This window comes from Persicimonas caeni (assembly GCF_006517175.1).
GTDB classification, from domain to species: domain Bacteria; phylum Myxococcota_A; class Bradymonadia; order Bradymonadales; family Bradymonadaceae; genus Persicimonas; species Persicimonas caeni.
The window spans coordinates 277043-290373 of sequence record NZ_CP041186.1; the positions used below are offsets into that span (position 1 = coordinate 277043).

At 62.8% G+C, this 13331-nt stretch carries 10 protein-coding genes; 7 read left to right on the forward strand and 3 right to left on the reverse strand.

What is annotated here, in order from left to right; all coding sequences use genetic code 11:
- Positions 1–7: 7 nt before the first annotated feature.
- Both FIV42_RS01165 and FIV42_RS01170 read right to left on the reverse strand, forming a co-directional pair.
- On the reverse strand, positions 8–2608 hold the full coding sequence (locus FIV42_RS01165; RefSeq protein ID WP_141195891.1) for a polynucleotide kinase-phosphatase: 2601 nt from the start codon (positions 2606–2608) through the stop codon (positions 8–10).
- Positions 2601–4028 (reverse strand): 3' terminal RNA ribose 2'-O-methyltransferase Hen1, encoded by a 1428-nt coding sequence (locus tag FIV42_RS01170; RefSeq protein ID WP_141195892.1) that lies wholly within the window; start codon positions 4026–4028, stop codon positions 2601–2603. The genes FIV42_RS01165 and FIV42_RS01170 overlap by 8 nt, the downstream gene beginning before the upstream one ends.
- A gap of 347 nt (positions 4029–4375) precedes the next feature.
- Between FIV42_RS01170 and FIV42_RS01175 the strand changes: the two genes are divergently transcribed.
- From FIV42_RS01175 to FIV42_RS01190, 4 genes are all read left to right on the forward strand, one after another.
- On the forward strand, positions 4376–5173 hold the full coding sequence (locus FIV42_RS01175; RefSeq protein WP_141195893.1) for a hypothetical protein: 798 nt from the start codon (positions 4376–4378) through the stop codon (positions 5171–5173).
- 209 nt (positions 5174–5382) lie between these two features.
- A complete protein-coding gene (locus FIV42_RS01180; RefSeq protein WP_141195894.1) occupies positions 5383–6240 on the forward strand; it encodes a hypothetical protein in 858 nt (285 codons plus the stop codon).
- A gap of 22 nt (positions 6241–6262) precedes the next feature.
- A complete protein-coding gene (locus FIV42_RS01185) occupies positions 6263–6622 on the forward strand; it encodes a hypothetical protein (RefSeq protein WP_141195895.1) in 360 nt (119 codons plus the stop codon).
- 142 nt (positions 6623–6764) lie between these two features.
- Positions 6765–7880, forward strand: a complete 1116-nt coding sequence (locus tag FIV42_RS01190; protein WP_141195896.1) for a transglutaminase-like domain-containing protein — start codon at positions 6765–6767, stop codon at positions 7878–7880.
- A gap of 23 nt (positions 7881–7903) precedes the next feature.
- Here the strand turns inward: FIV42_RS01190 and FIV42_RS01195 are convergent, their stop codons facing one another.
- Entirely contained in the window at positions 7904–8854 is a 951-nt protein-coding gene (locus tag FIV42_RS01195) for a class I SAM-dependent methyltransferase (RefSeq protein ID WP_141195897.1), read from the reverse strand.
- Here FIV42_RS01195 and FIV42_RS01200 point away from each other — a divergent pair.
- From FIV42_RS01200 to FIV42_RS01210, 3 genes are all read left to right on the forward strand, one after another.
- The gene (locus FIV42_RS01200) at positions 8838–9248 is read left to right on the forward strand and encodes a hypothetical protein (RefSeq protein ID WP_141195898.1); all 411 of its coding nucleotides are present in this window, start codon (positions 8838–8840) and stop codon (positions 9246–9248) included. The genes FIV42_RS01195 and FIV42_RS01200 overlap by 17 nt on opposite strands.
- A 480-nt stretch (positions 9249–9728) precedes the next feature.
- Positions 9729–12362: a LamG-like jellyroll fold domain-containing protein gene (locus FIV42_RS01205; protein WP_141195899.1), complete on the forward strand. Its 2634-nt coding sequence runs from the start codon at positions 9729–9731 to the stop codon at positions 12360–12362.
- Positions 12363–12687: 325 nt separating this feature from the next.
- Positions 12688–13170 (forward strand): hypothetical protein, encoded by a 483-nt coding sequence (locus FIV42_RS01210; RefSeq protein ID WP_141195900.1) that lies wholly within the window; start codon positions 12688–12690, stop codon positions 13168–13170.
- The last annotated feature ends 161 nt before the right edge of the window (positions 13171–13331 follow it).

Genomic DNA, 13331 nt, shown 5'->3' on the forward strand with positions numbered 1-13331 from the left:
CCTCCGTCTACAATCGCGGGTCCACCGGTTCACTCTCCAGGGCGAGCACCCCGAATGCACATTCGTGAACCCGTCGAAGGGGCTCGCGCCGCACAAACCGCTCGAGCGACTCGTATCCGAGCGCGAACTCGCGAAACGCGAGCGAGCGCTTCTTGCCCACGCCGCGCTTTCGCAGTCGTTCCAGATAGGCCGGCGTGGTGTACTCCGGCCCGTAGATAATGCGCAGGTACTCGCGGCCGCGGCACTTCAACGCCGGCTGGACCACGCGTCCACGCTCGTCTCGGGTCAGGTAGACGAACGGTTTGACGACCATGCCTTCGCCGCCCTGCCCGGTCATCTCGTCCCACCACTCGACCCCGGCGCGCACCGCCTCTTCGTCGTCCAGCTCGACCACGCGATAACGCGTGCGATGCATCGACGGTGCTTCGTCGGTCCGCAAGTACTCGGCAATCTTCTCCATATGCCACACGTGCGACTTGTCGAAGTAGGTGTGGTCCTCGGTCGCCAAAATATGGAACGGCGCGAGCTTGATGTCGTCGAGACTCTCGACCGGCCAACAATAGTTGCGGTAGGCGTCGCGATAGCCGTCGACCATCTCGCCGCGCTCGCGAAGGCGCGTGTCGAGGCCTTTGACGTCGATGCCGCGTGCGGCGGTCTGTTCGATGAGGTCGACCGCGGCGCCGAGCGTGGCGTTCGCCGCCGCGCCAACCGGTGCATATTGCTGCTCCAGAAGCGACTGCGCCTTGACCGACCACGGCATCAACTCGGTGTCGAGGCAGACCCAGTCGGTCTCGAAGTCTTCCCAGAAGCCTGTCTCGGTCAGCGTCGAGTGCACGCGCTCGAGGAGCCCCTCTTCGTGAGCGTCATCGTTGAAGAACGGACGCCCGGTGCGCGTGTAGACCGTGCCGATGCCCACATCGACAAGTCCGAAGCGCTCGCGCACGACCTCTTCGTCGCGACACACCACCACGATGGCACGCGAGCCCATGTGCTTCTCTTCGCAGACCACTTTCTCGACGCCGTGCTTTCGGTAATAGGCAAATGCCTCTTCGGGCGCCTCCAGGTAGCCTTGGCGCTTCGTCGTGTGCGTCGGCGACATCGTCGGTGGCAGGTGGATGAGCCACTTCGGATGCACCGCAAACCTGCTGACCGCCTCGAGCGCCGCCGCGCTGTTCCCCTCGCGGATGGTCACGCTCGGCAGGAGCGTCGTGTCGATGCGAAGCTTTCCCGAAAAGTCCTGCACGTCGAGCACGTGGTCGGCAGCATGTTGCGCCGACAACTCGCCGTCGCGCGCGTTGTACTCGAGCGGGCGAATCGGGTCGCAGTGGACTGCGTTCGCCTCCACCGAGACGAGCTCGCGCTCGGGGTAGCGCAACGCGGTCAGCTCGCCGCCGAACACACACCCGGTGTCGACATTGATGGTGCGGTTGAGCCACTCGGCGCGCGGTACCGGCGTGTGGCCGTAGACCACCGTGGCGTCGCCACGATAGTCGGCCGCCCAGTCGTAACGAATCGGCAGGCCGAACTCGTCGGTCTCGCCGCTCGTCTCGCCGTACATCGCGAAGCTCTTGACCTTGCCCGAAGCTCGGCCGTGCATCTCCTCTTTGAGCCCGGCGTGGGCGACGACGAGTCCACCGTCGTCGAGCACCACGTGGCTGACCAGGTTGCGGATGAAGTCGCGCATCGACGCCTCGTAGGACTCACGCACCTCGTCGGGCAGGGCCTCGAGCTCGGCCACGGTCTGCTCCAAGCCGTGCTTGAGCTTGACGTTCTTGCCGCGCAGCTTTCGCAAGAGTTTGTTCTCGTGGTTGCCCGGCACACACAGGCCCGTGCCGTGCTCGACCATATTGCGCGTCAAGTCGAACGCGTCGAGCACCCGCGGGCCGCGGTCGACGAGGTCGCCCACGAAGACTGCTTTTCGTCCCTCCGGGTGGCGCCACAACTTGCGATATTGCGAAGCCGTTTCTTCGGCGAGCGCCTCGGCTTCGTAGCCGAGCGTTTGCAACAACGCCTCCAGCTCGTCGCAGCACCCGTGGACGTCGCCGATAATGTCGAACGGCCCCGTCTCGTGACGGTAGTCGCTCCACAGGGGGCGACGCTCGATGCGAACCCGGTCGACCTCCTCCGGAGACGAGAGCGTGTGGATGATCCGAAAGCCCTCGCGGCGAAGCTTTCCCAGCGAGCGGCGCATATCACGGCGCTGGTTGCTGATGACGTGGCCGCCAAAATCGCGGTCGTCTCGCTCCTCGTTGCGCTCGCGGCAGATGCGCTCGGGGATATCGAGCACAATGGCCACCGGAAGCACATGGTACTTGCGCGCCAGCGCCACCAACGGCCTGCGGGCACGCGGCTGGACGTTTGTCGCGTCGACCACCGTCACAAGCCCACGCTGCAAGCGCTTCTCGGCGATATAGTGCAACACGTCGAACGCATCTTCGGTCGCCTCCATGCTCGTCTCGTCGTCGGAGACGAGTCCGCGGCAGGTGTCCGACGAGACGACCTCGGTCGGCTTGAAGTGGGTCGAAGCGAAGGTCGACTTGCCGGCACCGGAGGTTCCGATCAGGACCACCAGAGACATGTCGGGGATATGCAGAGTCTTTTCATTCATTGTCTTCCTCCTCGACGCGCTGGAACACCGCCATTTGTGTCGGTGTGCCCACGCCATCAACCTTCTCGCCGATGCCACGGTAAGCGACCTTATAGCCGTTCTCGTCGGCGACGCGGTCCGCCCAGCCGGCAAACTCCTCGCGGCTCCACTCGAAGCGGTGGTCGCGGTGGCGCATATCGCCGGCGCTCATGTTTTCGTACTGCGTGTTGAACTCGCGGTTGGGCGTCGTCACCACCACGAGCCTGGGCCGCGCATGCTCGAACACCGTCTCCTCGAGGGTGGCGAGTTTGGGCGGGTCGAGGTGCTCGATGACCTCGACGAGCGCAGCGGCGTCGAAGCCCTCGAGGCGCCTGTCACGGAACAGGAGCGAGCCCTGATAGAGCACGACGCGAGCCTCTTGAAAATCGGGCCAACCGACCAGGCCGAGCTTTCGCGCCGCCCGTTCGAGCGACCGAAAGGAGACGTCGACGCCGACGATCTTTTCGAATTGTTTGTGTCGGCGAAGCCGCTTCATCAGCTTGCCCTCACCGCAACCGAGGTCGAGCACCGAGCGCGACCGGCTGTTGACGAGCACGCCCTCGACCGCGTCCATTCGCTGCTTGTTGAGCGGGACGCGTTCCTCGACGTCGTCGCCCTCGTCGGACTCCTCGCTCCCGGAAGGCGCGACCTCAGCCGCCTCATCCTCGTCGTCACCGAGTTCCTCGAGCGCCTCTTCGGCGAGACTTCGCTGATACTTCAGGTAACGCCGCGTGATCGTCTCCTGGCGAGGATGCTCCTCGAGCCACCCTTCACCGTGACGGAGCAATTTGTCGACCTCGTCGTCGCCCACCCAGTAGTGCTTGTCGCCATCGAGCACCGGCGCGAGCACATACACATGCGAGAGCATGTCCGTCAGGCGCTGCTCGCCGCGAAGCGTCACCGCGAAATACGACGACTCGCCCCACTCCCGAAACTCCGAATCGAGCGTGATGCGCTCGACCTCGACCTCGTATCCCAACGGCTCGAACAACTCACCGATGAGCTCGCCGTCTCCCGGACACGGCACCGCCGACAGGTGAACCTCCAGCGGAATCGCCGTCTCGGCGAGCTGCGGGCGGTCCTTGCAGGTGCCGCCCATCGCCGTGCCAAAGACCTCGCGCAGCGCCACGCTCAAGAACGACGAGGCTACATAAGGTCGGTCGTTCACATACTGCTCGAGCGTCCACGCCTCGTGGCGCACGTTCTCGTTGCCGCGCACGAGCTTGACGGGGTCCATCTCGAGCACCATCGCCGCGGTGCACTTCTCCTCGTTCGCCTCGGGGTAGAAGACATGCGCCTTTCCCGAGCCGATGTCGAAGGACTGCGCCCGCTGCGGGTGTTTGTAGAGCAAAAAGCCGAGGTCGGTCGCCGGCTGATACGTTGTCGAAATCGTAAGGAGCATCACACTCTCCAGCGTTGGGTTCCACACCGCCACGCACACCAATGCGCCGATGTCGCATCACGATTCACCCCGAGCTTTCTTGCGAAGTGACTCTGTAGCGGAGGCGCGATTCTGGCGACTGCCCGACCCAATGTCAAAGCAGACTTGAGCGATGAGTTTACAAAATAAAACTTATCCACACGACCACGTGCGCCTCGCCGCACTCAAATCCTTGGCCGTTCCCGTCAGTAGTCGACCGCAACCATCAAGAACACACCACTTGACCGTCACTCCACTAGACCTTCCATGCTGCGACGTTTAGTCTCTTATCCCAACGCGCCCCTATTGAGCCCATCACGAGTTGTCTCATGAAGCACCTGTTCGAAGATCGGCCCAGACAGGTACTCACGATCCTGGCGATCACCGGCCTCATGGTGTCCTGTGGAGAGTCTGGCTCCGGAGGGGACGGCTCATGGAAAGCGCCGGGCCGGAGCGCGGACGGGTGGAAGCAGGCCTTCCACAAAGACGGCGTGCGACTTACATGTGACACCGGTTATCAAGATGCGATCGACTCCGACGCTCCGCTCGTGCAGATCGACGAAACGACATTGGTAGTTGGCTATGAGCAGGTCGGCGACAACCAAAACCCCATCTTGATACGCTTCGAAGAAGACCAACAGGTCTATTGCCGTCGTCACGAGACCGAGCCGCCTGATGGGCGAGCGCTCGGATTAACCTGGGACGGCGACGACATCGCCTACGTGACCTACACCGTCGTCGGCGGAGGCAGCGCGCTCGAGGGGCGCCGTGGATGGCTAGACGCCTACGCTCCAGGGGCCATTCATGGCGGCGGGCCCAAGGTCAGCTACCTGGGACGCGTCAACATCACCGACGGCTCGCTGGAGGCGGGAAGCTTCATCATCGCGGTCAAGAGTGACCGCTCCGTCAACTCCCACCGCCCCGCCGGTGCGCCCAAGGTGCGCGACGACGGGCGCGTCGAATTCATCGGCGAGTCTGCCCACAAGCCGATCGACCCATCAGGACAAGCCTCGATGGACTGCACAGACTACCCGTTCGACTCGCGCTACGTCTTCGAGCCGCAGCTCGACACGCTTGTCTGCGCGAGCAGCACCAACTGTACGTCGAGCCAAGCCTGCGACCTGTAGGTTCGAGGACCTTCAACCTCACGTTCATGTACTACCGTCCGTTCCAAAAGCCAGACGCGTCCACGGAAGGTCTTTTGTTGGAAGTCCCTTCGGATGGACGATGGCGCGGCCGACCCGGCCTCTGCCTCGAATACTGCAATCGACGCCGCCCGGAGACTCGATGGGAGTTCTTTCACGGCTTACGTCTCGTGCACGACGAGCGGCCCCTGTTGTGGGGCCATATCGACGGGTGGTGGTCCTACGTAGACATATTGCGTTCCGAGGAGTCGTTCGACTCCATCATTCGCCCAATTCGCTCGCTGGATATCGAGCGCATCGAAGCAGCCAACACGTCGACTGATTCCGAGCAGGGTTGGCTGAAGTTTTTCGCGAATGAGCTACGCGACGCACCGGCTTCGCCGTTGCACGCCGGCAGTTGGTGGCTTCGTTATATCGAGCCGGTCGAGCCGACGCTTCGAGTCAAAACGACCGACGAGCCATGGGTGCCCAGCTTGCTACACCCCAAGCTGAGCCTCGAAGCCCCCTCGCTGGAGCAACCCGAGTCGTGCACCCAGCGTCAGGTCACCGGCGCGGTTTATGCTTTGCGCGCCCTCTCTGATGCAGATAGCTCACGGGTTCGAATGTGGCGCAAACGTCAACGACGCGGACGTCTTCCACCGTTGTTGCTGCTGTACGTCAGCGTGCTCGAAGGCTACCTATTGCTCGATGGCCACGATCGCCTGGTCGCCGCATGCGCCGAAGGAGATCTCCCACAATGCGTCGTGCTCGCCCCGCTGCATCGCGCGAAGCATTACCAGAGCCGAAAGCTCCAACAAGCCATCGAGTGCGAGGCGCTCAAAGTCTCCAAGCGACGCCCTTCCCCCCGCAATATCGACGGTGTAAACCGTGCGCTCATCGGCGCGTATTTGCCCGAGTCCTATCGCATTCGTACGCGTTGCTGGCCCATTCCAGGCGGTGTCGAGGCTTGGCGCGAGCAAGTCGCCAGCCGCTCGCAGACCGTCCGAACTGTGCTCGGCTGGAGAAACTCGCGCGACATGCTCGCAGCCGTCGCCCCTTACCTGAGCTAACCGAACCTGCGAGCAACACCTCATGAACGAACTCCTCGAAGACTGGCCCAAACAGGCGCTCATGCTCCTCGCAATCTTTGGCCTCCTCGCAGGCTTCGACTACTATCTTGCCAGTCGGGTCGACGACGCCGTCGCACAATTCGAAGCCCGAGCCGCCCAGGGACAATGCACACCCCCAAGCCCCTGCCGTCTCCAGCGCATCGAGTCAGACGTGTGCAATGCTTTCGTCGGCGATCGACTCTTCCCGACATTTTACGCCTGGCACCTCGCCGACAGCCTCGCAGGTCAGGTCCGCTCGCGAGGTGAATGCCGCCGCGGGCGCGACAACGTACTCGAGTACGTCGCACCGTCAGCCACACCGGAGCCGGAGCCGCGACCGTGACCGTAGCCGTGACCGTAGCCGTGACCGCACAAAGAAAGCCGCCCAGCCTTCCCTCTTCGGGCCCCTCCAGAAAGTCGAGTGACTCTCGGGCCTTCTTTGCCTAAGTTGTCCGCCGATATCTTCTCTCTCGACGGCCAACATCATGAACAACACCTTCGCCAGCCCGTTCGCCTCCACCGTGCTCACCGCCGCGTTGACCGCGTGCAGCCTCTTCGCTGCCGGTTGCCAGCACGAGCCCGAGACTCGCCAGTCCCCTGCTAAAGCCTCCGAAGTCGAGGCGTCTGCGGCGACCAAGGAGTCCGGAGAGGAGGAAGCCGCGGCCACCGAGCAAAAAGCTCGCCTCATCGAATTTCAGTACGAGGCGACCATCCAGCCCCGCGAGAAGACCAACGAGCAGGCAGGCCCGGTCGATATCTTCCTTCCAATCGCCCAAACGACGCCGGCCCAGGAAGTCTTGTCGGTCGAGGTCGACTCACCGGTCGAGGGCGAATTCGGCAGCGAAGAGACGTACGGCAACCGCTTCTGGCACGCGCGCCTCGATACGCTGCCCGAAGAGCCGCTGACCATCCGGATCTCTTACCGCGTGGAGCGCGAGCCCATCGTCCAAGACGATATCGCTGCGCGCGCCGGCAACGCCTACACCGACGGAGAGCGCGAGCGTATGGCCCTCTTCTTGAAGCCCAACAAGCGCGTGCCCGTCGATGGTGATGTTGTCGATAAGGTCATCGCCGACATCGACTTTGGCGAAGACGACACCTTGGCCGAGCGTGCCCGCAAGATTTACGACCACGTCGTCGATACGATGGAGTACAAGAAGGTTGGCACCGGCTGGGGCAACGGAGATACCTACTGGGCGTGCAGCGAGCGCTATGGAAACTGCACCGATTTCCACGCCCTGTTCACGTCGCTCGCGCGGCACGAAGAGATTCCGGCGCGCTTCGAGATCGGCTTTCCTATCCCGATGGACCGAGACGCCGGCAAGATTGGCGGCTATCACTGTTGGGTGAAATTCTACCTGCCCGACGTGGGCTGGACGCCCATCGACGCCTCCGAGGCCAAAAAGCACCCGGAGCTTCGCGACAAACTCTTCGGTGCCCACCCCGTCGACCGTATCCAATTTACGGTGGGACGCGACCTGCAGCTCGGCCCGGCGCATGACGCCGAACCGCTCAACTACTTCGTCTATCCCCACGTCGAGGTGGGCGACCAAGCGTATGACGGCGTCGAGACCGCCTTTAGCTTCGCCACGCCCGAATAATCCAAAGCGCCGAGACGTGCGCCCTAGTTCTCTTCAGCCGGCTTCTCTTCAGCCGGCTTGCGGAACTTGAGGGTCATGCGGTCGCTCTCGCCAATCGCCTCGTATTTGGCGCGGTCCTTGTCGCCCAGCCGATACGACGGCGGCAGCGTCCAAACGCCTTCCGGGTGGTCTTTGGTGTCCTTCGGGTTGGCGTTGATCTCGGACTTCTCGACGAGCTCGAAGCCCGCCTCTTTCGCCTTCTCGATCACATACGCCTCGGGCACGTAGCCCGTCTTGGCGCTCTCTTTGGCGTCGGCGCCTTCGGGCGCGCGGTGCTGGACGACGCCCAGGATGCCGCCCGGCTCGAGCACTTTGTACGACTCGGCCAACACCTCGTCCTCGATGCCCGAGTTGATGAAGCTGTGGAAGTTGCGGAAGGTCACCACCATGTCCGCGCTTCCGGGCTCACCCATGTCGACCTTTTGGCCGGGCTGCAACATGCCGAGCTCGACGTTCGAGTAGACCTCATCGCCCTGCAGCTTCTCCTCGTACGCCTTGTAGATGCGATTGCGGTAATGCTCCGGCTCCTCGGGCTTGGGCGCGAAGCTCGCGGCCACGAGTTCACCGTCGGTGAGCGTCGGCGCGAGCACCTCGGTGTACCAACCACCGCCGGGCCAAAGCTCGACGACGGTCATGTCGGGCTCGATGCCGAAGAACGTCAGCGTCTCCACGGGGTGGCGATACTCGTTGCGCGCGATATTCGCCTCCGAGCGATGCTCGCCGGTCGCCGCCTCTTCGATGAGCTTGGCGACGTCCTGCTCGCCCGCCTTTGCTTCTCCATCGCCCTCCTCGGCTTGTTCAGCCTCGGTCGTCTCTTGCGGGGCTTCTTGGCCCATCTGCTCCTGGGTGGGCTGCTCATCTTTTTGAGTCTGAGCGTCTCCGCCACCACAGGCAGCGAGGGCGAGGGCGAGTGCTGGAATGACCATTTTCTTCATCATCAAGTCTCCAAAAACCATCAAAGTTATCTGGCATGGCCCCGACGGGACCACGCTCTCGGGCTGTCTGATTCAATCAACCTGCCGCTTTGTAACACAAAAACTGCCAATTGCATGCAGGGGGGGCGGTATAGGCGGTGGCTGCATCCGCATCGACGGCGTAACCGGCACGCCCAAGCGCTCCTACTGCGTGCGCGACCCGCTCTCCTCCGCCCCCGGCGCGAGCGTCTGCCTGGAAGCCGCTTCGACCACCTACAACAACGGGTGTGCGCGCTTCGAGGGGCGCTTCAGCGCCATCGAGGCGTCGATCGTCGGCGGCAGTGACGCGCGCGTCGAAGTCTGCGCCCCCAGCGGCGACAAACGGATCGGTTGGCCAAACCCTCTCCCCCCTTAGTACTACTTGGTCAATTTCGTGGCCCGCACCTGAGCGAGACCAGGGCCACGAGCGCGAGAAGGCATTCTGACAGCGATGCCGGTGCGCATCATGGAAGAATGACGCCGAAGCGATCGTGGTTCTGGGCCGCTCCAGGGCGGGTTCACCGAAAGTGACCAAGTAGTATTAGGGCCTGTATGAAGATTAATTTGGTCGCGAATGACGGCTGAGTCTTGGTCCGTTTTTGCCCGCAAAGCCTCGACTTAGCGCTGCAAAGCCTACGTTTTCCGAACAAAAATGGCCTCAAAATCAGCTCGCCCTCGCTCGGGCATTTTTTTTCATACAGGCCCTAAAGAGTTCCGCCCGAGCATCTCCGGCCTGGTGCACCAAAAAACCGAGAATGTAGTTTGTGAGCAACATAAACTTCGTCTAAAGTGACTCAATAATTTGATATAAAATGAATCGTCGAAGGCGGGCGATACCCTGTTATTGGATTCGAAAATGCTCGATAGAAGTCGCTTGCTCACCGGTCTCCTCGCCGTATCGCTCGTTGCGTGCAGCTCGCCAGATGACAACTCCAAAAAAGAACTCGACGCGTCGACCGACACGAGCGCGGACGTCGGAACCTCGGACACCGGCGACGACGCCGACACCGACGAGTATATCGACCCCACCCTCGACACCGACGGTGACGGGGTCACCGACGTCGACGAGATTCGCAAGTGGGGCACCAACCCGCTGGTCAAAGACACGGACGGCGACGGCTTCGACGACTTCGACGAGATCGTGACCAAGGCGTTCGACCCCGAGGTCAACGCCCAGCAATTCAATCCGCGCGTGGCCGACGTGCCCGAGCTGCATATCGAGCTTCTGAACGCGCCGGCCGTCGGGCTCAACTACACCGAGAACTCGAGCACCACTCAAACAGTGGGCACCGAGCGCTCCACCCAGCGCTCCCAAGCCAATAGCCGCTCGTGGGGCGGCTCGCAGTCGCACGCCACCGAGCGCTCGCATACCTGGGGCGTGTCGGTGACCGCCGGTGCCTCGTGGTCCGACGGCGCATCGGCCGAGGTCAGTTACAACTACTCGGAGACCCACACCACCACCAACGAGGCGACCAACGAGTGGTCCCAAGAGCAGGCCACGGAGAACTCCCAGGCGTACGCTCGCATGGAGGAGAAGCAAAAGCAGACAGGCGTCGAGATCCAGAGCGGCTGGCTCGAAGTCGTGGTTCGGCTGTCGAACCCGAGCGACATCGCCTACGTGCTCGACGGGCTGACGCTGACCGCCTATCGTCCTGCCCCGGACGACCCGCTGGCGATCGACTCCATCGGCACGATGATCCTCACCGACACCCTCGACACCTTCGAGGAGACGGTGCTCTCACCAAATGACACCTTCGGGCCGGCCGAGTTCGCCATCAACTCCCTCGACCTCGACACGACCAAGGACCTGCTCGCCGGCTCAGAGAACCTCGTCTTCGCCCCGCTCACCTACTCGATGCGCGGCGCCGACAATATCGACTTCGAGCTCGCCTCCACCAATATCAACGCACGCACTGCACGCCTCATCATCGACTACGGCGTCGACCGCGAGCGCGAAGATTACCGTGTGGCCACGGTGCTCGACCAAGAGAACCCGGGGGTGACCGTCGCCGACGTCTTCAACGACTTTTTGCGCATCCCCTACGAAGAAGGCACCTCCGACTGGCGCTTCGGCGACGAGACCGACACCCGCGACTCGTTTACGGGCGTCACCTCGGTGCGCGACCGCGCCATGAGCGCCGACAAGACGAGCTACTGGATCGTCACGCACACCCGCACCGTCGACAGCGGCGCGCGCACCGTGACCGACGTACACAACCTGGTCCTCGACGACTACGACTTCTCGAATATCGAGCTGCAAAAAGGTGATGTGCTGCACCTAGTCTACGTCGAAGACGTCGACCGCGACGGGCTGGGGCTTCGCACCGAGCTTCTGCACGGCACCGACCCGGAGAACGCCGACACAGACGGCGACGGACTCTCCGATAGCTTCGAGTTGGCCGGCTGGGAGGTCGACGTCGACGGCACCACCGTGCGCTACGTGTCCATCCCGACCGAAGCCGACACCGACCGCGACGGCATCAACGACGGCCAGGAGTACACCGACGGCACCAACCCGGCCGAGCCGCTCCCCGACGGCTCGCCCACGGTCGACACGCTCGACGTGAGCTATGACGGCTTCAACGCCACCGTCGATTTCGCCGTGAGCAGCGAGTTCGACCAGGTCGCTCGGGTTGAGGTTGACTGGGGCGACGGCTCAGCCGTCGACGAGGTCACCGGCACCGACATGACCACCGGAAGCGCCACGCACACCTACTCTGCGCTGGGCAACTACACGGTCACGGTGACCGCCTACGATCGCTTCGGTTTGCCGAGCGCGGCGTCGACGACGACCGCCTCCATCTTCGTGCCCGACCCGACGGCGCTCTACATGAACTTCGATGGGAACACCGACAACCAGCGCGGCTCCAATCCCCAGCTCGCCTGGCAGAGCGTGACCTACGGCGCCGACCGTCACGGCATGGCCTCTCGCTCGCTCGATATGGAGGGGGGCGGCACGGGCTCCTACCAACTCGTTTCGTTCAACGACTCGCCGACGCTCAGCGGCAGCTTCACCATCTCTGCATGGGTTTACGCTCAGGGTTTCGGCGCCGGCAACGGAAATGGGGCGAACCGCCTGATGGGCCAGGATTACTGGTTCAACCTCTACTCCGACGACACCGGCATAAGCTTCGGTGGGGGCGAAATCAGCGGCGGCAGCCTGCCTGATTCGGTGAAGGCCGACTCGAACACCAACTTGAGCCAAGACACCTGGTACCATTTCGCCGGCGTGGTCGAGGACCTCGGAAACGGCACCTCCGCGGTGCGGCTCTACGTCGACGGCTTCTTGCAGGACGAGCACATCGCCAACAGCGTGTTCGACAGCCCGCCATCGTGTCACTTCTACATCGGCCCGTGGGCGCAAAACGACTGCACGGGCACCGACGCGCGCCAGTTCGACGAGTTCCGCGGCCTCATCGACGATGCACGTGTCTACTCCCGCGCCCTGACCGACGCCGAGGTCGAGATGCTGTACATCGCCACGCCGTGAATGGGTGCAGGCACTGCGCCGATCACATATTCGAGCACATGTGATCGGCGTGCCTCAATCCCCCGAGGCAAGCCTCGGGGCTGCACGGGCGCCCCAAACGACGGGGCGAGCTCCGCGGGCAGCAAGCGGCCGCTCCGCCTCGAGCCTTTCTCCACGCACAACCAGCGCGATACTTGTTCGGTGCGGGGACATCTTGCCCTCGCCTGCGAGAGCTGGAAGCACTCGCTCCGAAAGACGAAAGTCCTCTGTGATTGCACTCAGTTGCCACAACCCCGCCTATCCCGGACACTCGTCGCACTCACGAACCATTGCCCCGAGGCGACCGATGTCTCAACCACAGAACCAATCCGCGACCATGACCCTCTGGATCATGTGGGGCGCGATGTTGTTCGCACTGATAATGTTCGGAGTAGTGCTCTTCGTCCTCACCCAGAACAAGGACGGTTTCACGCCTCCGGAGCCCGACTTGATCCAAACGCTTACAATCACCTTCAGCGGGCTGTCGGTCGCCGAACTCGGTGCCATCTACTTCCTGCGCAAGCTCACGTTCTTCAGCAAGCTGAAGTACCACGCGTTCGAGAGCCTCGACGAGTTGCGCGACGGCTACAAGACGGCGAGCATCTTGTCGTGGGCGTTTTGTGAAGCGATCGCCATCTACGGCTTCGTGTTGGGAGTGATGACCTACGACCCGACGTACTACCTGTATTTCGCGCCCCCGGCCGTCCTTCTCTTCTTACTGCTGCGCCCTCAACTGGGACGCTACGAGAAGGACTTCAAGTGGGGCGCCACGAGAAGGACTTCGAGGTAGCCAATTTGAAGGCGTCCGAACCTACCACGTGGTAGTTCGCCAATATCCGAGCAGCCGCGCCACCTCGGACACGTTGCGTGACCAGCCCCAATCTCCTTGCGACGCCTTCGGTGGCCTGCTACCCATGAAATACCCAATCTGAACGATTCAGAACTATGAAC